The 19,726-nt window shown below is 55.8% G+C and carries 15 protein-coding genes and 1 pseudogene; 11 read left to right on the forward strand and 5 right to left on the reverse strand.

Annotated elements, in window-relative coordinates; all coding sequences use genetic code 11:
- The first annotated feature begins 106 nt into the window (after window positions 1–106).
- The 3 genes from purD (at window position 107) to ACXJJY_RS00590 (ending at window position 3,009) form a co-directional block, all read left to right on the forward strand.
- The gene (gene purD / locus ACXJJY_RS00580; protein WP_456384626.1) at window positions 107–1,879 is read left to right on the forward strand and encodes a phosphoribosylamine--glycine ligase; all 1,773 of its coding nucleotides are present in this window, start codon (window positions 107–109) and stop codon (window positions 1,877–1,879) included.
- Complete coding sequence (locus ACXJJY_RS00585) at window positions 1,869–2,537, forward strand: L-threonylcarbamoyladenylate synthase (RefSeq protein ID WP_456384628.1); 669 nt, start codon at window positions 1,869–1,871, stop codon at window positions 2,535–2,537. The genes purD and ACXJJY_RS00585 overlap by 11 nt, the downstream gene beginning before the upstream one ends.
- Window positions 2,538–2,685: 148 nt before the next feature.
- Window positions 2,686–3,009 carry an Hpt domain-containing protein gene (locus ACXJJY_RS00590; RefSeq protein WP_456384630.1) on the forward strand — a complete coding sequence of 108 codons (324 nt, stop codon included), beginning with the start codon at window positions 2,686–2,688 and terminating at the stop codon, window positions 3,007–3,009.
- Window positions 3,010–3,096: 87 nt separating this feature from the next.
- Here ACXJJY_RS00590 and ACXJJY_RS00595 read toward each other — a convergent pair whose 3' ends face one another.
- The gene (locus ACXJJY_RS00595) at window positions 3,097–3,837 is read right to left on the reverse strand and encodes a rhodanese-like domain-containing protein (protein WP_456384632.1); all 741 of its coding nucleotides are present in this window, start codon (window positions 3,835–3,837) and stop codon (window positions 3,097–3,099) included.
- A gap of 3 nt (window positions 3,838–3,840) precedes the next feature.
- Window positions 3,841–4,410, reverse strand: coding sequence for a rhodanese-like domain-containing protein (locus ACXJJY_RS00600; protein ID WP_456384634.1), 570 nt, complete (start codon window positions 4,408–4,410; stop codon window positions 3,841–3,843).
- Between the two features lie 358 nt (window positions 4,411–4,768).
- On the opposite strand from ACXJJY_RS00600, the gene ACXJJY_RS00605 reads away from it, so the two are divergent.
- Window positions 4,769–5,029: an AF1514 family protein gene (locus ACXJJY_RS00605; RefSeq protein ID WP_456384636.1), complete on the forward strand. Its 261-nt coding sequence runs from the start codon at window positions 4,769–4,771 to the stop codon at window positions 5,027–5,029.
- A gap of 20 nt (window positions 5,030–5,049) precedes the next feature.
- Here the strand turns inward: ACXJJY_RS00605 and hrpA are convergent, their stop codons facing one another.
- Window positions 5,050–8,880 carry an ATP-dependent RNA helicase HrpA gene (hrpA, locus tag ACXJJY_RS00610; RefSeq protein ID WP_456384638.1) on the reverse strand — a complete coding sequence of 1,277 codons (3,831 nt, stop codon included), beginning with the start codon at window positions 8,878–8,880 and terminating at the stop codon, window positions 5,050–5,052.
- Between the two features lie 210 nt (window positions 8,881–9,090).
- Here hrpA and galU point away from each other — a divergent pair.
- The 3 genes and pseudogenes from galU (at window position 9,091) to ACXJJY_RS00625 (ending at window position 14,860) form a co-directional block, all read left to right on the forward strand.
- Window positions 9,091–9,969, forward strand: a pseudogene (gene galU / locus ACXJJY_RS00615) (UTP--glucose-1-phosphate uridylyltransferase GalU).
- A 48-nt stretch (window positions 9,970–10,017) separates the two neighbouring features.
- Window positions 10,018–12,531: a replication restart helicase PriA gene (gene priA / locus ACXJJY_RS00620; protein WP_456384640.1), complete on the forward strand. Its 2,514-nt coding sequence runs from the start codon at window positions 10,018–10,020 to the stop codon at window positions 12,529–12,531.
- 535 nt (window positions 12,532–13,066) lie between these two features.
- Window positions 13,067–14,860: a two-component system sensor histidine kinase NtrB gene (locus tag ACXJJY_RS00625; protein WP_456384642.1), complete on the forward strand. Its 1,794-nt coding sequence runs from the start codon at window positions 13,067–13,069 to the stop codon at window positions 14,858–14,860.
- Between the two features lie 5 nt (window positions 14,861–14,865).
- Here ACXJJY_RS00625 and ACXJJY_RS00630 read toward each other — a convergent pair whose 3' ends face one another.
- Complete coding sequence (locus ACXJJY_RS00630) at window positions 14,866–15,063, reverse strand: hypothetical protein (protein WP_456384644.1); 198 nt, start codon at window positions 15,061–15,063, stop codon at window positions 14,866–14,868.
- 294 nt (window positions 15,064–15,357) lie between these two features.
- On the opposite strand from ACXJJY_RS00630, the gene ACXJJY_RS00635 reads away from it, so the two are divergent.
- The 3 genes from ACXJJY_RS00635 to ACXJJY_RS00645 all read left to right on the forward strand — a co-directional run bounded on the left by ACXJJY_RS00635 (window position 15,358) and on the right by ACXJJY_RS00645 (window position 16,997).
- Window positions 15,358–15,909: a YqgE/AlgH family protein gene (locus tag ACXJJY_RS00635; RefSeq protein ID WP_456384646.1), complete on the forward strand. Its 552-nt coding sequence runs from the start codon at window positions 15,358–15,360 to the stop codon at window positions 15,907–15,909.
- A gap of 189 nt (window positions 15,910–16,098) precedes the next feature.
- Window positions 16,099–16,527: a YkgJ family cysteine cluster protein gene (locus tag ACXJJY_RS00640; protein WP_456384648.1), complete on the forward strand. Its 429-nt coding sequence runs from the start codon at window positions 16,099–16,101 to the stop codon at window positions 16,525–16,527.
- A 2-nt stretch (window positions 16,528–16,529) separates the two neighbouring features.
- Window positions 16,530–16,997 carry a 23S rRNA (pseudouridine(1915)-N(3))-methyltransferase RlmH gene (locus ACXJJY_RS00645; RefSeq protein WP_456384711.1) on the forward strand — a complete coding sequence of 156 codons (468 nt, stop codon included), beginning with the start codon at window positions 16,530–16,532 and terminating at the stop codon, window positions 16,995–16,997.
- A gap of 69 nt (window positions 16,998–17,066) precedes the next feature.
- On the opposite strand, the gene ACXJJY_RS00650 is transcribed toward ACXJJY_RS00645, so the two are convergent.
- Window positions 17,067–17,435, reverse strand: a complete 369-nt coding sequence (locus tag ACXJJY_RS00650; protein WP_456384650.1) for a cell wall hydrolase — start codon at window positions 17,433–17,435, stop codon at window positions 17,067–17,069.
- A 296-nt stretch (window positions 17,436–17,731) separates the two neighbouring features.
- Between ACXJJY_RS00650 and ACXJJY_RS00655 the strand changes: the two genes are divergently transcribed.
- Window positions 17,732–19,723 carry a choice-of-anchor D domain-containing protein gene (locus tag ACXJJY_RS00655; RefSeq protein ID WP_456384652.1) on the forward strand — a complete coding sequence of 664 codons (1,992 nt, stop codon included), beginning with the start codon at window positions 17,732–17,734 and terminating at the stop codon, window positions 19,721–19,723.
- Window positions 19,724–19,726: the final 3 nt, after the last annotated feature.

Consider the following 19,726-nt stretch of genomic DNA (forward strand, 5'->3'; position numbering starts at 1 on the left):
GCTGTCCGAGGGCGGGTTCCTCCTGATGTTCTTTTTTCTTCTGGTCCAAGCGCCCGCAAATTGAGATGGATGAGGCGGGTACCACAATGCATGGAGGGAATTTTTTATGAAAGTTCTGGTAATCGGCTCCGGAGGCCGGGAACACGCACTGGTGTGGAAACTGCGCCAGTCGGAAAAGGTTAAACAGATCTACTGCGCCCCGGGTAATGCCGGGATTCGGCGACAGGCGGAATGCGTCGATATCGCTGCCAATGATCTTCAGGGGCTGCTTGCGTTTGCCCTTAAGGAAAAGATAGATCTCACTGTGGTCGGCCCTGAGGATCCCCTGACCCTGGGTATCGTCGATTTGTTTGAGGAGAACGGCTTGCGCATATTTGGCCCCAGTAAACAGGCGGCCGAACTGGAAGGGTCCAAGGTGTTCACCAAGAACTTTCTGAAAAAATACGACATTCCCAGCGCTGCCTACAAGGTGTTCACCAAACCAGGGGCCGCCAAAAAATATATCGAAAAGATCGGCGCACCCTGCGTGGTGAAGGCCGACGGTCTGGCCGCCGGCAAGGGGGTTGTCGTGGCTTATACCAAGGCCGAGGCCAAGAAGGCCGTGGATCTGATTATGAAGGAGAAGGCTTTTGGTGAGGCTGGCAGCCAGGTGATCGTGGAGGAGTTTCTTGTCGGCGAAGAAGCCTCGTTCATCGCCTTCACCGATGGCAGGACGGTTCTTCCCCTGCCGTCCTCCCAGGACCACAAAGCCATTTTTGAGGGCGACCGGGGGCCGAACACCGGTGGCATGGGCGCTTATTCGCCTGCTCCTGTGGTTACCAGGGAACTCGAGATGCGAATCATGAACGAGGTGATGTTGCCGGTCATTCGCGGGATGGAGACCGAGGGACGTCCTTACAAGGGTATGCTGTACGCCGGGATGATGATCAATGGCGACCGTATGGATGTGCTGGAATTCAACTGCCGTTTTGGCGACCCTGAATGCCAGCCGCTGATGATGCGGCTCAAATCAGACCTGGTGGACATATTCGAGGCAGCCATTGATGAAAAGCTGGAAGAGATCGAGCTTGAGATCGATCCCCGCCCGGCAGTCTGTGTGGTCATGGCCTCCCAGGGTTATCCGGGAAAGTATGTTACGGGCAAACCCATCACCGGTTTTGTCAAGGCCTCGCACATGAAGAATGTCATGGTTTTCCATGCCGGGACCGCCATCAAGAACCGTCGCACCGTTACGGCCGGTGGTCGGGTCCTTGGCGTGACCGCCATTGGTCAGGACATCTCCGACGCGATCAAAACTGCCTACGAAGCCGTAGGAGTGATCCATTGGGACGGCTGTTACTACCGCCGCGATATCGGTCACAGGGCTCTGCAGAGACTGTGGAAAAAAGATGCACCGGCGGTGGCCATTGTCATGGGCAGTGATTCGGATCTGCCGGTCATGGAGGCGGCGGCAGATTTTCTTGACTCAGTGGGAATCAAACACAAGGTCATGATTTCTTCGGCTCACCGCACCCCGGAAGCGGCGGCAAGTTTTGCGAAAAACGCCAGGGACGAAGGAATCAAAGTGATCATCGCCGGTGCCGGCATGGCAGCTCACCTTGCCGGCGTGCTCGCTTCACACACCACGCTGCCGGTTATCGGCGTACCCATTGACGCCTCTCCCTTAAACGGACTGGACGCCCTGCTCTCAACGGTCCAGATGCCGCCGGGCATTCCAGTGGCAACCATGGGGATCGGCAAGGCAGGGGCCAAGAATGCCGCGGTTCTGGCGGCCCGCATCCTTGGGCTTGAAGACCAGAAAATCACTTCGGCCCTGGAGCAGTTCAGCCGCGAGATGGCCGAACAGGTGAGTCGGAAAAACGAAGCCCTTGGCAGGTGAAGAAAAGGCAATTGCCAAACAGGTTGAGCAGGCGGTTTCGATCCTGAGGCAGGGAGGGGTTGTTGCCTTTCCCACCGAGACCTACTATGGCCTGGCTGTGGATCCATTCAATGACCAGGCCCTGAAGAGTCTTTTTACCCTCAAGAAACGGGCCAGCGACAAGCCGGTGCTGGTTCTTGTCCGGGAGCCGGAGGAAATCAGATCTCTGGTGGCCTCGGTCCCTCCTGTTTATGAACAGCTGATCTCGATGTTCTGGCCCGGCCCCCTGACCCTGGTCTTTCCCGCCCGTCCGTCGCTGTCGCGCCGGCTGACGGGAGGGACAGGTACCATTGGTATCAGGCAGTCGCCACATCCGGTGGCCATGGCCCTGACCACAGCATTTGGTGGCCCGATCACTGCCACCAGTGCAAATATATCCGGTCAGCCGCCAGCCTGCTCGGCTGACATGGTTCGATCCGGGTGTCACATCAAGCCTGACTTTATCCTCAACGGCGGACGCACCACAGGCAGCTGCGGCTCCACACTGGTCTCCCTGGACAGGGAGGGACAATTGTGGTGCCTTCGCGAAGGAATGCTTCCTCTGGAATTGATCAACCGGCGGATTTACCCCCTTCGGGTCCGCCGTATGCTTCAGCAGGATGGTTCAGGTATAAGATGATGGCCGGTAAAAATTTGAGCCCAGGTAACGTGGCAGAGGGGTGTTGAACGTGCAATACGCTGCCAAAGCACTGTCCTGAAACAGTCACGAACTTTGACTTTCCGAAACCTGATGGTTTCCTGAATCAACGCGAGAAGGCAGGAGAGGGATGGCTGATCTACAATGGAACAGGGACTTTGCCCTGGAACAGACCGGAGGGGATGAGGAGCTGCTCAAAGAGCTTGTAGGGCTGTTCATGTCTTCATCGGCTGAAGATCTCGAAAAAATTAAAAACGGAGTGGCAACCGGGAACCCGGAAGAAGTGAGCAAAGCTGCCCACAGTATCAAAGGCGCATCGGCCAGCCTCGGGATCGACGCGATCCGGGAACTGGCCCTGGCCATGGAGGAGGATGCCCGGCAGGGTTCGATTTCCGTAGCCAGTAACCGCCTGGCCGAGCTTGAAGAATTGCTTTTGCAGGTGCAGGATATATAATCGTACCGATAAAAAACGGGCCAGCCTGTTTTGCATCAGGGAAACAGGCCGACCCGTTGTCGGGAGAATGTATTTGAAAGTACCTATTTACTCTTCGATGCCACAATCCGTCCCTTCGCATTCAACCTCGGCAACCAGGAAGCTGGCCTTGTAACCATGCTTTTTCAGCTCCTGGGCAGCCATGTCTGCCCGGGCGCCGGTGGTGCAGTGAACAAAAATCTCCTTGTCTTTGGGGAGTTCATCAAGTCTGCTTCCCAACTCGTCGAGCGGGATGTGGATGGCTTTTGCAAATTTCCCCTCGGCCGCCTCTTCGTGAGTCCTGACATCGAGGATCGTCACGTTTTCAAGCTCTCCTTCGAGCGCTTTTTCAAATCGTGCCAGAGTCACTTCTCCCTTGCCCGGCTTGCGCTTCCACTTTATCTCGGTAACCACCGGGCCCTGTTCAAGCGTGCCGCCTGATTTGAGCCACCCCTCAATGCCACCCGGTACCAGGGATACTTTCTTGAATCCTTCCTGGCGCAGAAGTTCCCAGGCCCTGACAGCTTCCTTCTCCCGGTCACTGTAGAGGATAACGGGTGCTTTGAGCGGGATTTCATCGATTGCATCGTCGAGTTCGGACGCCGGGATGGATACGGAACGTGGGATACGTCCGGCCTGATCCTTATCAGTATCACGCAGGTCGATGAGAACAATGTTTCCTTTACCGACAAACTCATAACTGGCATAGGTGGGATATCCCGCTTTTATCCACCCAGGCTCGCCAGCAAGCAGGACACGTACGTTGGTATAGCCCAGTTTTTTCGCCAGACCGGCGGATTTGGTGGACATACCTCAGGTAGGCCCTCCGCAGTAAAAGATGAGCAGGCGATCCTTGTCTGTCGGTAACAGGGAAGCCAGTTCCTTGAACTTGTCCACCGGGATTGAAACAGCCCCGGGAAGGTGTGATGCGTGATACCGTTTGGCCGGCCTTGAATCGATCAGAGCAAGGTTTTGCCTGTCATCAAGGAGGGCCTTGAGTTCGGCCGGTTTGATTTCAGTGACCCCGGCAGGCAGCTTGGCCAGCTTGGGCTTGATGGACAGAGCGTAGAGATCCTTACCGCGTTTTTCGCACTTGATGATGGCGGCGTGGCCTTTGACAGCGAAATCGAGGCCCTTTGTCCGGTCATCGAACTTGACCATGACCGTCTTGCTCTTGTCCCCTTTGCCCACCTTGATGGAAATGGTTCTGGCCTTGTTCGACCTGCCGACCACCTTGCCCTTCAGGACCTTGTCGCTTACTTTAGCCTTGGTTGCCGGGGCCAGGGTGGTGGTGTTCTGGCCGGGACCGGGTTGCACGCAGCCATAGGTGAACAACGAAATCATAATGCACAGGGGCGCCAGTCGGCGCAGTGACTTTTTCATCGGGAACCTCCGTTTTGATGATTCTGTGTTGGCGAATGGATCAATTGGATTATCATCATGGATTAGCAAAGAGGATGCCAGTTGTCTCTCAAGGTATGCACAGAGATAAATCCTAATCTTTTCATCATGTTGGTGTTTATTTTTCTTTTTCTGTCCGTGGATCTGCCGGTTGCTGTGTTAATGTTTTCGTTGTGTTGTGTTAATAGTAACAGTTAACAGTTAACTGATGTCTTGTCGGGCCGTCCGGCGGTATGTTTCCAGGGAGACCTGGGCTGGTGCGGCACAGTATGTCCCGGTCCTGTGGCAAGGTTTTGAGCGGTTTCAGGGTCAGGATGAAGAGACGAGCAAAGGAGGAAACATGGAACGGGTAGATGTAACCATAAATGGATATTCCGTGGATTTTGATACCGCCCGGCAGGTAGCCGCTTTGCTGGCCTCCCGGGACAACGAGTACACCACACTGGTAGCCTGGAGTGACCGGAAACGGAACACCCATTCACCCCAGTGCCTGAAGTGCGAGATCAAGGGTGAACCGGGCTGGGAGGTCTATGGACGCAACCATGCAGGGAGACTGCGGATCAGCTTCAACGACGATCTCTTTGTCTTTATCTACAGCTAAACTGCCAGGGGAGAAGAATTTTATTCCACCCGATGGCAGGTCTCTTCGAGTTTCTGCCACTTGCGAGCCAGCCTTTTCTCGGATACAGGCATGGCTGTGCCCAGCTCCGGCGCAAAGACCGCCACCTTGAACTCTTCAACCATTTGCCTGTATTCCCTGATGAGCTGCTCGCAGGCCCCGCTCCGGTGCCCGGCCGGAGGGAGATGGTCAAGCCTGTGCAGGGCCCTGGCCAGGTGCCGGGCTTTCTGCTCATCCTTGGCCGGGTCCTGTTCCGCCCTCTGGATCCGCAGCGACAGGGCGCGAAGATACCTGTTGGTATGGATTATATCGTTATAGACCAAGGTGTGGAGAAAATCCGGGGGCAACAGCCTGTCCACTTCCTGGAACCAGGCATCAAACCGCTCCTGGACAAAATGTCGCTGTCTTCGGGCACGCTCGCCCCAGGAATGTATTTCCGCCTGGACCTCCCTTCGTACCCGTATCAGCAAAAGCACCTCGTCCAGGAGCGGCTTCAGGCTGCGAAATAATCCTTTTTCCCTCACCCGGGTGACAGTACGCTCGAACTGCTCCCTGTCCGGCAGGTCCGAGGTGGTCACCCCAAAGACGCCATCCAGGAGAAATCCCTCCAGGGCCTCCCGGTTTTTCCTTTCCGTACCCTTGATACCCAATGCGATCCAGGAGCCGCTGTGGGTGGTGAAGGCTACCTTGCACTCCCGGCGCACAAGTTTCATTTCCCCTGGAAACTGCAGGCTGTAGAGGAAACGCAGGCCTGATCGGTTCTGCTCCCGGCTTTTTTCCCGGTCCTTTATGCAGCGGAGAGTAAGGCACTGCCTGGCTTCGTCGATGAACAGGGTCGGGAAATAGAGCTCAGCAAGTTTGCCCTGGCTGTCGTGGATGGGGATCTGTGCCGGAATACCATCAAAATCCCACGTCCGGATATTTTCGCGTTCGGGCAGGGATACCTTGCTCCCGGGTGTGGTCTTTGCGCTGTGTTGAGGCTGGCCATTCGCCGCGGCCAGGATTTCCTGGAAAGACCGGCTGGTGGTCATGGTTTTCCCCCGGCTGTCCAGGAGCCGGTATCGCATGCGCAGGTGGATCGGCAGGGAAGAGGTCTGCCAGTCGGTCCTTTTTACGGTAACGTGATACTGCTTGAGTAAAGCCTTTTCGATGGCCGGGTAGAGGGAGCCCCGGTAGAGCGTTACCCCGTCCAGTATGCGGTCCACTGCCTGGGGCAGCGGGACCAGCAGCCGGCGCAATCGTTTGGGTAATCCCTTGAGCAGATGAAGAATCTTATCAGGCAGCAGTCCGGGAACAAGCCATTCAAAAATTTCGGGCCTGAGCTGGGCCACGCATTGCACCGGGATGTCCACGGTCACGCCGTCCGCCTCATGGCCCGGTTCGAACCGGTAATGAAGGGTAAGGGGACCCTGCCCGGTCTGCATGGTTTCCGGAAAGAGATAGAGCTCCTGTTCTTCCGGTACTCCATGACAGATATCCTTTTCACACATACGGAGAAAACGATCATCTCTGTTTCGGTTCTGCCTGAGGAACCGGTTGAGCGTGAATCGGTCATGGACCCAGGCCGGCAGCCGCTGGTCGTAAAAGTCGTAGAGTACCTGCTCATCAACCATGATTCCGCGGCGGCGTACCCGCTCCTCCACTGCTGTTATCTGCTGGCAGAGGGCCAGGTTATGCTTTAGAAAAGAATAGTTGCCGCCAAGTCTGCCGCTGACCAGGGCCTCCTGGATAAATATCTGCCGGGCCTCCTCGCGTTTTTTTCTGCTGATTCGACCATAGGCTACCTTTCGTGCGGCGGTCAGAACCAGGCCAAAAAGGGTGACCTTTTCAAAGGCGATGACCTGGCCAGGTTTCTTTTCCCAATGTGGATCGGACCAGGAGCGGCGACAGAGTTCCCCGCCCAGGCGCTCCAGCCAGTCCACATTGATGTTGGCGGCGGTCCGGGCAAAGAGGCGGGAGGTAGCGACAAAATCAGCGGCCACGATCCATTCTCCACCCCGGTTGTACAGGGTTGAGCCTGGAAAAAGCATGACCTCCCGCCCTCCGGCAGCCTGATAGATATTTTTTGTTTTTGTTTTTGTTTTTGTTTTTACACGTGTTTTTGTCTCTGGTTTGTTGTTGTCGGAAGCATCCTCCCCATTATTTTTTTTTCTGGCAATATTTCTCAGAAATCCGGCCACCAGAGCCTGGTGAACGGCCTCGTAGGACGCGTCCTCCCTGTTTTCCCGGAAACCCTGCTGTTCCTTCAGGATACGACGGATCTGGGCGTGGACGTCCATCCATTCCCTCATCCGCTGCCAGGACAGGAAGTTTGCCTTGCAGAACTTGCGCAGTCGCGACATGGAGCCTGTCTTTTCACCGGTATGATGGAAACGGTCCCAGATGTTGAGCAGGGTGAGGAAGTCGGATTTCGGATGAAGAAACCGGAGGTGCGCAGCCTTGGCTTTGTCCAGTTGCTCCGCCGGCCTGATTCTGGGATCCATAATGGATAGCGCGGCGGCTATGACCTCGATCTCCCGAAGAGCACCCAGGGATTCTCCCTCGATAATTATACGGGAGATGCAGGGGTCAAGGGGCAGTTTGGCCATGAGTTTTCCGCGACTGGTCAGTTGATTTTTTGCGTCGAGTGCCCCGAGTTCACGGAGAATGGTATATCCCTCGTTGACAGCCCGGGGCGAGGGTGGATCGATAAAGGGGAATTTGCGGGGATCTCCGAGCCTTAAGCTTATCATCTGGAGAATGACTTCGGCCAGGTTGGAACGCTGTATCTCCGGCAGGGTGTACTCGCTGCGGGAAAGGTAATCTTCCTTGCTGTACAGCCGGACACAGATCCCTGGTCCGGTCCGTCCGCAGCGACCGGCGCGCTGGTCACAGCTGGCCCGGGATATTCGGGTGACATGCAGGCTGGTTGTTCGGGCCCGGACATTGTACCTGGCCAGCCGGGCCAGTCCGGTGTCCACCACGTAGCGGACGCCTGGTACGGTGATGGATGTTTCTGCCACATTGGTGGCGACAATGATCTTTCGCCTCGGGCTGGGCTTGAAAATTTTGCGCTGGTCCCGTCCCTGCAGTCGGCCAAAGAGAGGCATGATCTCGTGATTGTCCAGTTGGTGGTGCAGTCCATCCATGGTGTCATGGATGTCACGTTCCGTTGGCATGAAGACCAGGATATCTCCCGGCTCGGGCCGCCGGGCAAGGCGGATGGTTTCCCGCACAGCCAGGTCTACGCAGGACTGGGCGGTTTCATCCAGGACTTCATCCACGTACTCGATGGTCACCGGATGATTGCGGCCTGAAACCTTGATAACCGGTGCCTTGAAATGATCGCTGAATTTATCAGTGTCGATGGTGGCCGAGGAAATGATCAGCTTGAGTTCCGGCCGGCGGGAAAGAAGCTGTTTAAGGTATCCCAGGAGAAAGTCGATGTTGAGGCTGCGTTCGTGGGCCTCGTCGATGATCAGCACGTCATAGGCAGACAGCAGTCGGTCACCACGGCTTTCGGCCAGCAGGATACCGTCGGTCATGAACTTGATCCGGGTCGCGGGAGAGGTATGATCCTGAAAACGAATCTTATAGCCGGCAATCCCGGCTTCACCCAGTTCTTCTGCTACCCGTTCGGCCACAGCCACGGCGGCGATCCGCCGGGGCTGGGTGCAGCCGATGATACCCTTCTTGGCACCCAGACCGGCCTCAAGACACATTTTGGGCAGCTGGGTGGTCTTGCCTGAACCGGTGTCGCCGGCGATGACCAGAGCCTGGTGGTTGCGGATGGCCTGGACAATTTGTTCCCGTTTTGCGGAGATAGGGAGTTCGGGCGGATAGTGAAGACGCATGAAACTTTGTCGACAGGTTGTTCGAGGGGGTTTTTGGGTTTGGGCATTGATTGTCCCATTCAAAAAATATACACTGAATGGCAAAGAACAGACAGTCTTTTCATGCCCATACCCGAAACGCACCCCGGGTATGGAAAAACAGCGGCATCCTGATCGGGACCCGACAATGCTCGGTCCCGGGTTGAGCTGCCGCAGGGAGGGGAGAACATAATGAAAAAAATCCGTAAGGCCGTCATTCCGGTGGCCGGGCTTGGAACTCGCTTTCTGCCTGCCACAAAGGCCATTCCCAAGTAGATGCTGACCATCGTCGACCGGCCGACGATCCAGTATATCGTTGAAGAGGTGGTGGCCTCGGGGATTGATGAGGTGATTCTGATCACAAGTGCCGGTAAATCAGCGATTGAAAACCATTTTGATTACGATTTTCAGCTCGATACCGTTCTCAGGGAAAAGAACAAGACCAGCCTGCGCCGCGAACTGCAGGATATCTCCAATTTAATCGATATAGTTTCAGTTCGTCAGAAAGAACCCCTGGGCCTGGGCCATGCCATCTGGATGGCCAGGAACGTGGTCGGCGACGAACCGTTCCTGGTCTTGCTTGGTGACGACCTGGTCCGCAGTCAGGTTCCCTGTTGCAAACAGATGATTGACCTTTACTCTCAGGTTCAGGAATCCATTGTCGCCATTCAACGGGTTCCCATGGACCAGACATATCAGTATGGTATCGTCGAGGGCGAGGAGACCGACCTGGAACGGACCTTCAAGGTGCGCCGGATGGTGGAAAAACCCGCTCCCGGGACCTCGGACTCGAACATGGCCATTATCGGCCGTTATTTGCTCATGCCGGAAATATTTGAATTTCTAGAAAAAACAACACCGGGCCATGGGGGAGAGATCCAGCTTACCGATGCCCTGCTTGCCCTTTCCAACAGACGTGGTATGTATGCCTATGAATTCGAAGGCCGCCGATACGATGCCGGAGACAAACTGGGCTACCTGAAGGCCATAGTTGATTTTGCCCTCGAGCATCCAAGCCTCGGGGAACCGTTTAGAGATCATCTGCAAAAATGCTGTGAATCTGGCAGCTAATCGGCACCACCAGCAAACAAACCTGTTCATGACCTTACGGCCCTGTCCTTGTCCTCAAACATTCATTACGAGGTGGCGGTTACCGCCCCTGTCCGTCATACCCTGACATACGCCGGTCCACTCCGGTTGCCGGATCCAGTTCCTGTCGGCATGCGGGTCCTGGTTCCCATGGGACGACGGCTGGTGACCGGCTATGTCCTCGATCATCTCAGCCCGGATCCTGATGTTCCATACGAGATCAAACCCATAGCCCGGTTGCTGGACCCGGAGCCCCTGGTGCCCGAAAACCTGATTCCCTTCTGCCGCTGGGTGGCCGAATATTATCATCATCCCATAGGTGACGTCCTGCGAACCGCCCTTCCTGCAGGCTTGACCACCAGGAACACCCTGGAAATTATCCTGACCGACAGGGGCAGGGAAGTGCTGGGAGTCCCGGATGACAGTGAGAGTGAACTTCCCTGGCTCAGAGAGTTGCTGACCCGGGGACGGCTGTCTGATACATCCATCCGGAGCCATGCCATAAACAAGGATACCGGTTGCAAACGGATTCTCCGGCAGTGGGAAGAAAAAGGCCTTGTCATAAGGCGCCCTGGTATCCGTCAGGATGGGGTCCGGGGTCGACGGGAAACCGTGGTGATCGGCATGGGAATGGTGGATGGAAAACCAGAGGAAAAAGCGCTCTCCCGTTGGAGAAGCGCACTTGTCAAAGACCACACGGACCTGAAAAAATCAGAGCTTCGCACCCTGGATCTCTATCTTGCCTGCTGCCTGCGGCTTGGCAGCCTTGAGGTACCGAGGCCTGAGATGACCAGGGTCTATTCCGGTGCTGGAAAGGGGGTGCACTCACTGGTGGCGAGGGGAATTTTCGCCCTTGAAGAGCGGCGGGTCTACCGCGATCCCTTTGGCCGCGTTCCGGATTACCTGCCCAAGCCCGAGCATCTCACCCCGGAGCAGGAACAGGTTTTGGCCCGGCTCGAGCCTGTACTGACAGATAAAATTTTCCAGACCTTCCTTCTCCATGGCGTCACCGGCTGCGGCAAGACAGAAGTTTATCTGCAGTCTGCTACCAGGGTGCTTGATGCAGGGGCAGATGTTCTCGTCCTGGTCCCGGAGATCGCCCTGGCCTCCCAAATGGAGGCCCAGTTCCATGCCCGTTTCAAGGGGTTGCTGGCCGTACTCCACAGCGGGCTCTCAGCTGGAGAACGTTTTGACCAGTGGCAGCGGATCCGGCAGGGTACTGCCCGGGTGGTACTGGGAGCCCGTTCTGCAGTTTTTGCGCCTTTGCGAAATCCCGGTCTCATTATTGTTGATGAGGAACATGAGCCGGCCTACAAGCAGGAAGATAATCTGCGATACCATGGCCGGGATCTGGCTGTCATGCGTGGTAAGATGGCCGACTGCCCGGTACTTCTGGGCTCGGCGACCCCTTCGGTAACCAGTTACCACCATGCCAGGAAGGGTAAGTATATCCTGCTCACCATGAAAAATCGGGTCCAGGACCAGGAACTGCCCCGGGTAGAGGTGATCGATCTTGCCTCGGTGCAAAGGTCACGGCCGGATCTTTTTTTTTCCGATCGCCTGATTCAGGCGTTGCGGGAAAATCTGGAAAAACGCCAGCAGAGCCTGCTTTTTGTCAACAGGCGTGGCTTTTCGTCCTTCATGCTCTGCCAGGACTGCGGGCAGATACTCCAGTGCCGCCACTGTCGTGTTTCGTTGACAATGCATCGTGCACCACAAAAACTGGTGTGCCATTACTGCGGTTATACTCTGCGTCCTGATGTGATCTGTCCTTCCTGCGGAGCCGGAAAACTGATCGGTCTGGGGCTGGGATCCGAACGGATTGAACAGGAGGTTCTCCAGCTGCTGCCCCATGCCCGGGTGGCGCGGCTGGACAGCGACACGGCCGGTAGCGGTGGAAGAAAAAAGTATCTTTCCATACTGCAGGCTGTGCGTAATCGGGAAATCGATATACTGGTGGGAACCCAGATGATTGCCAAGGGGCTTCATTTTCCGGGCATGACCCTGGTGGGAGTGGTCTGGGCCGACAGCGGACTGGGAATGCCCGATTTCCGGGCCCCGGAGCGGACCTTTCAGCTTCTGGCCCAGGTCACCGGCCGCGCCGGACGGGGAGAGTACCCTGGACATGTGATCATCCAGACCCATCAGCCCGCCCATTATGCTATCGAATGCGCCCGGACCCACGACTATGACGGCTTTTTCAATCAGGAGCTGCTGCTTCGCCGTGAACTTGGATATCCTCCGTTCGCCCGCCTGGTCAATATCCGTCTCAGTGGCCGAAGTGATGGCCGGGTACAGCAGGCAGCCAGGACAATAGCCACCTTTCTTCGTCAGTGTCTGGCCGGGGACGATGTGGAGCTCCTCGGGCCGGCTCCGGCGCCACTGGCCAAACTGCGTGACCGCTATCGTTGGCAGATGCTGCTCAGAAGCCACCATCCAGCTCTCCTGCACAAGCTCTGTTGTCAGCTGCTTAAGGAACAGTCAAGCCTCTGTCCCGCCACAATACGGCTTGGCCTTGATGTTGACCCTGAAAATATGATGTGAAAACTGATAACCAGCTTTGGTTAACCGGTCGCGATCCGGAGAAACAAGACAAAATCTATGGCCGGCCGTCCATGAAGCGGAAAGCTGGTGCTGCCTCGTGTTGCCTGTTGCAATAATGGATGTGTGGTTGCGAGGGTTGAAAAGAGGCGACCCGGCAGGAAAAGGAGGGGAAACCTGCCGGGTCATTAAGGAGGAGACTATATGATAAAAAGCGGTATCGCTTGAATGGTCCCTGTCGCTATGGCGTTTGTCGTTTTTCTTTGTTGCTCTGGTTATAGCCAAAATCGTGCCAAAAAAAAGATTTATCGGTAACATATTGCTATTGCAGAACTTTTTTTATTGCGACAGCTATGGAGAAAAAAGAACTGAATCGGTGGAGGGAGTGGATGGGTAAAAAATATACATCCAGCCGGTCCGGCTGGGTAAAATTTACCCGTCCCGGGATGTTTATCCGGTACCTGGGTCGCACATGGACCGGTGAGCAATGGTCTTTTTCGTCGCCCTTTCATGTCACGACAACTGGAGACTATCTTGCATGAACGGACGACAGGAAAAACTGATGAAATTCTTTACCCGTCCACGTCTGCTCTATGTGTCTCCATGGCTGCTTGCCGCGGCTACTGGTCTGCTCGTTCTCATTGTTGTGACCTTTGCGCTCAGTAATATCCGGCGCGAAAAAGAGCTCATGACCACCTCCATGCTCCAGAAGGCCGCCACCCTCATGCGCGTGCTTCATTCCGGATCCCGGGCTGCCTATCTGTCCGATCTGCGCCGGGGCGGCTGGCTCTCGGACTCGTGGGAAGTGTACGTGCAACGGGTTATTGATCACGTTGCCGAGTCTCCGGATATCAAATTCCTGGGCGTGGTTGACGAACAGGGACGGGTCATCGCCTGGAGTGACAAGAAACTGACCGGCTCAACCATCTCCTTTGTTCGCCCCCCGTCCCCGACCAGGCAGTCGGAGAATCAGTCCTCCCTGGTGTTTGAAATTATCGGCACGGGAGAGGAAAGGGTCTTCGAGGCTGTCCGGCCTTTCACTCCCTACCGGCCTGTCATTCCACCCTCACCGTTTAAACAGCACCCGAACCAGGATTTCAGTCCTGATTCCAATCGGTATTACGTGGTAGTCGGGCTGGATATGCGCGACTATGATCAGACCTTAAGCAGGCTTCGCTTCCAGATTTTGATGATGTCACTGGCCATGCTCATGGTCGGTACCGGCGGATGGCTTTCCCTGGCTGCGGTCCAGGGATACCGGGTATCACAGCGTACCTTGCAGGAGATTCAAGCCTTTACCAGCCTGTTGATCGCCAGACTGCCGGTCGGCATCATCGCCACGGACAGCAAGGGCAGGATCTCTACCTGGAACCAGGCCGCTGCTGCCGTCATCGGACGGGAGGAGCGGGAAACCAAGGATAAGCGCCCCGATGAAGTCCTGCCAGTGGAGCTGGCCTCCTTTTTTTGCCGCGAGGTGCGCGACGGCCACTGTGCTTCCCAGGTTCGCCAGGACGGGGAGATCAGGCTGCGTATCAATGATAAGGATGTGGTCCTTTTTTGTAGCCGCATCATGATTTTTGATAATGAAAACAGATACACCGGCCAGGTGCTGCTGCTGACTGACCTGACCATGCTCAAGATGCTCGAACAGGAGATGCGGGAAAATGAACGCTTGGCTGCGGTGGGAAGGATGGCGGCCGGAGTGGCGCATGAGGTGCGCAATCCGTTGAGTTCGGTCAAGGGCCTGGCCTTGCTGCTCAAAGGGAAATTTGGGGAAGGAAGCCGGGAAAAGGAGACTGCTGACCTGCTGATCAAGGAGGTGGAGCGGATGAACAGGACCATCTCCGAGCTCCTCAGCTTCGCCCGGCCCATGCCACTGCAGACCAAGCCGGTGGACCTGCAGGAGCTGGTTGCCAAGGTCATGCGTCTCATGGAGCATGACATCAGGTCAAGCGGCATTGAGGCAACTTTTGAAGCACCGGACGGCCTGCAAGCCGTAGCCGGAGATCCGGACCGGCTGCAGCAGGTCTTTATCAATATTTTTCTCAATGCAGTTCAGGCCATGCCCGATGGTGGCAATCTCAGTGTCAGGGCCAGCACCGACGATGGAGCCACCGTCCTTGTAACAGTGCAGGATACGGGCTGCGGCATGGACAGCGCCACTCTGCAGCAGGTTTTCTATCCCTACTTTACCACCAAGGACCAGGGAAACGGTATCGGCCTGGCCATTTCCCAGAAAATCATCGCTGACCACGGCGGCACGATTCAGATACGCTCGGTCCCGGGTCAGGGGACAGAAGTGATCGTGGAGCTGCCTGCCTTTTCAGGTTGACCCGCTCAGTTGTTTCCAGGTTCCCGGCTGAAATTCTGATCGAGAAACTCGCATTCGACCGGAGTCAGGTCAAAACGGAGTTCCGCCTCGCGGATAAGTTGAGCCCTGTTTTTTTTGCAGTCGGACTGCACCATTTCACTGACCCAGCGAAGGGCTTTTTTCAGGTTGGCCGAAGGCGGCTGTGTACACTGTGCGTTACCCATGTTTCCTCCCGGCAGGCCGGTGAAGCCTTGCCTTGCCATGTACCATGGTTATAGTCTACCTGGAAGTCTCCGACAGGACACAATGCGTTCCTTCCCGGAGAGAACAATTTTCATGTTTTGCTGTGGCTGGCGAACCAGGCCCAGCCATACTGGTTCGTGGAAAAACCAAGTATACCCGCCTGACATGGGATTGCCCAATACTTTTCCCTCTGATCAGGAGGGCATCGGCTTGACTGGCACCAAACGCCAGTGCTACAATTGAGTTGGACCACAAGGCAACAGGGGATGGACACCATGGAAAGCCTGACAGGATATTTTCTCATCTCGACACCGCAGATGCCCGACCCGCGTTTTCAGGAGCAGGTTATCTATATCTGCGCCCATAACGAGGAAGGCGCCATGGGGCTGGTCATCAACAATCCGCACCCCGAGATCACGCTGCTTGATGTGCTGCATGGGGCCAATATGCCCATTCCTGAAGGAGTGCCGCCGCCGGTGTACTTGGGTGGACCAGTGGAAATGGAGGCCGGGTTCATACTCTACAGTGGATACGGAAAATCCCGCCTCTCTCTGGAGATAACCACAGACATCCACCTTTCCCGGGACGCCGCTCTGTTGCAGGATATTGCCCTTGGAAAAGGCCCCGATCATTTTCTCTTTTTGCTGGGATATGCCGGTTGGGCTCCAGGACAACTGGAAGCAGAGCTCATGGATAACGGCTGGCTGACCGTGCCTGGAGACTTTGACGTCTTGTTCAATACTCCTGATGAAGAAAAATGGAAGCTGGCCGCCGGCATCCATGGTATTGATATCGCCGTATTTGGTGATCTCACAGGTAATGCCTGACCAGTGACGGCACTTTGAGCGGTGAAAGAGAGTCCCGGCGTGAGCACGAGCAAGTGCAACCCGGCTGCGTGCAGGAGATGGGGACTCTATTCCGGTAAAACTACGAAACAGACAAGGAGCTGTGGGCCCGCCCGTGAGGGAGGAGATACGCTCTCTCATCAAGCCAAACCCCGGCGTCCGCAGATTGTCATGCAAAAAAATGATCCATCACCTCCCCGATTAACCGATATTTTCCGCTGTACCAGGTGCGGCTACTGCTGTCAGGGAGAAACCACGGTCTCCCTGGACAAGGAAGACCAGAAGCGCATGGTCGATAAACTGGGACTTCCCCGGGAAGAGGTCCGGGAGAAGTACTGGCGGGTCACCGGTAACGTGGTGCAGATGAAGACGGTGGACGGGCATTGTACCTTCTATGATGAGGAAGAAGGTTGTACCGTGCACGAGGGAAGGCCGTGGCGTTGTGGCCAGTGGCCCCTGCACCCGAGCATGCTTTCAGATCGCAATAATTATGAAACCATCAAGGCATCCTGCCCCGGCATTACCAGGGATCTCGACTACGAAGAATTCTGCCGCATTCTCAAGGCCCTGCTTGAGCGGCAGGGAACCATTATCTGTTGAACGTGAAATTCATCTTTCCCTTCCTGGGCAAGACCCGGGAAAAGTATCTTGACCAGGGAATCCGCGACTATGCCGGCCGGCTCGGACGATTTGTCACTGTGGATGTACAGGTCATCCGCGAACATCATGATAAGAACGGTCCGATAAAAACAGTACGGAAAAAGGAGGCCGAGCTCCTTCTTTCCCGATGTCCTGCAAGAGGTCTGGTGGTGGCTCTGGACCCGGGAGGCACGCAGCCGGTTTCGGAAAAGCTGGCCCGTATGATCCGCACCTGGCAGGATGGCGGGGTGCGCAATGTCTGTTTTCTTATCGGCGGTCATCTCGGGCTGGATAACTCTGTCCTGTCCCGGGCTGACGAGGTTATCTCCCTTTCCCGTCTTACTTTTACTCACGAAATGACGCGGCTCATCCTCATGGAACAGCTCTACCGGGCCTGTACCATAAATAGTGGACAAAAATACCATAAATAGTGTCTGTCCCAAAGTGGCGCCGCAAAAAGTCCGATCTACCTCTTTTTGGCGACAACATGAAAGACAGGGTCAGCGCTTGTAAAACTTATGGTCCCCCCACTGGGCGACATAGGTCAGGCTGTCCGCCCAGTCTGGATGAATATCCTTACGGTGATAAAAAGTGGCCCCATCGGTGAAATCCGAACTGATCATCGCCTTGAGGGCTGTACGGAAACATTCCTTGAGCGCCTCAGGTTCTCTGGGCAGATAGGAATTTTTGGTGAAGGTCCAGCTGAACTGGTAGGGCGCGGTAACCACCTCCTCGACACTCTGGTTCTTCTCCCGGGCCCGGTTCAGGGTCACATGGGCCACGGCCAGTTTGCCGATTTGCGGCTCACTGCGCGCTTCGTGGTAGATGTTGAGGGTAAGCCAGAGTACCCCTTCAATAAAACTCATCATGGAACATGCTGTCTCTTTTTCGTCGAGCTGAGAAACAACCTGGAAGCCGGGACCAGGGGAAAGGAGGGGGTCTGTTGATCATTGTGTTTCGTGCAGACTGCCTGTTTCTCGAGTTCGCCCCTGTTTGTGAAAAATTTTGTCAAAAAACCAGGTATCCATATAATATAGACATTCCGGGTGAAAATACAAGACAGGACAGGAGAGTCGTTTCTCAGGCTGTTTGGCCGGGAGGTGTTTTCTTTTCTGTATCATTTAAGTGAGGCGTTGGATGCGCGTCACGGATGAGGTGTGAAATCATGAATTTGAATCTTCGTGTACCCCTGGTTATGCTCTGCGGGGTCTTTGTCTTTCTGCTCTGTCCTCCCTGTACCGTTTCTGGCCTCGCCGGCCAACCCCAGCCACCAAGCCTGCTCAGGGAACTCAAATCACCGCAAAAGGCCGCCCGCAACGCTACCAGCGAAGCGCAAAAGAAACGGATGGGAGTCAACCTGAAGGTTCTCAGGCAGTTGCTCATTGGCAAGACCGATACCATACTCTTCCATGTGGCTGGAGAGGATGTCACCCTGAAGCGCAAGAGAATATCGCGGCGCAAAGACAGTTCAACCTGGGTCGGCACGGATGACACCGGCCGGATCCGGGTTCTGCTGACCATTGGCCGGGACCATTTTTTCGGCAGGGCTCTGGTGGATGGCCGGGAGTTTTATTATCAACCGGATCCGGCTACCGGCGAGTGCGTGATCAAGGAGCGTGACCCGGCGCGGAAAGTCCCGTATGGAGATGATGTCGTGACGCCGCCCACAGCGCCGGCGCCTCTGGTCGCACCTGGCGATCTTTCGTCCTCCCTTTCGCTACCGGCCACGGACGCCGCCGTGGCCGATGACGGTAGCGTGATCGATGTCATGGTTCTCTATACCAGTGGCCTGGCAACAGATTATGTGACCACCGATCTCATCGAGGGCCGTATCCAGTATCTCATTGATGTTGCCAACGACAGTTACATAAACAGTCATATCAACACTCGTTTACGTCTTGTATACAGCCAGGAGGTGAGCTATGGGGATGATGTCCCGACGAACGTTGCTCTGGATGACCTGACCGTCAACAAAGGGGTATTTGCGGATGTGGAGGCGCTCCGGACCCGGTACGGGGCTGACCAGGTGACCCTGCTCCGTTCTTTTGTCGGCGAACACTGCGGGCTTGCCTGGCTGATGACCGGAAATGATCCAGGCTACGCCTATGCTGTGGTCGCCGATGGCTCGTATCAGGGAAGCTACTGCGACGACCTGACCTATGTTCATGAGGTGGGACATAATCTTGGCTGTGCCCATGATCGGAACCATGCCGCCATCAGCGGTATCTATCCCTGGTCCTACGGCTACCAGTTCGAGGCCGGAGGAGTGGGCTACAGAACAATCATGGCCTATGACTGTACTGGTGGCTGTATACAGGTCAACTATTTTTCCAGTCCCGACATATTGTATGAGGGAGTACCCACCGGTGTTCCGGCCGGGGCTCCCGATGCGGCTGACAATGCAGCAACCATCGAACAGACCAGGCTGGTGGTGGCGGGCTACCGAAATTCAGTGCTCCCGGCCTTGGTCCCTTCGTCCAGGAGCTATGATTTTGGTTCCCTGGAAGTGGGAACCAGTGGCAGTTTTGCCCTCTACCTGAGCAATAACGGCACCGGCACCCTGGAAATCGGCCAGATCAGCAGTCCGGCCGCGCCTTTTTCTCTCCTTCAGGACAACTGCAGCAGCCAGAGTGTCGCCGCTGGTGATCACTGCATCGTATGGATCGAGTTTGTCCCGATTGCGCCCGGATTTTCTTCCGGTTCCTTCACCGTACCCTCCAACGATCCCGTGGAACCGGAGTTCACCATGGTGGTGAGCGGAACCGGTCAGTCCAGTGGTCCGTGGATCACGGTGAATCCTGCCTATCTTTCTTTTCCAACACTTCTGCCCGGTCAGACCAGGGATCAGAGTATCGCCATCGGAAATCTGGGTCTTACGGACCTGCGGATAGGAACCATAGGAACCGGTGATTCCCTGTCCCCTCCTTTTTCCATCCAGAAAGATACCTGCTCAGGCCAGATACTGGCAACCGGTGCCATCTGCAGTCTGACTGTCCGCTATGCCCCTCTTGCAGTGACCGATTCCAGACAGGACAGCTTTATTATCCCATCCACAGACCCTGATGACAGCCAGGTCACCGTTCGGCTCCAGGCCAGTAGTTTCCCATGGATACTTTTTCTGCCCGCCATGCTCAAAGGAGGATCAGGGGGGCCCTGACCA

This window comes from Desulfolithobacter sp., assembly GCF_054025815.1.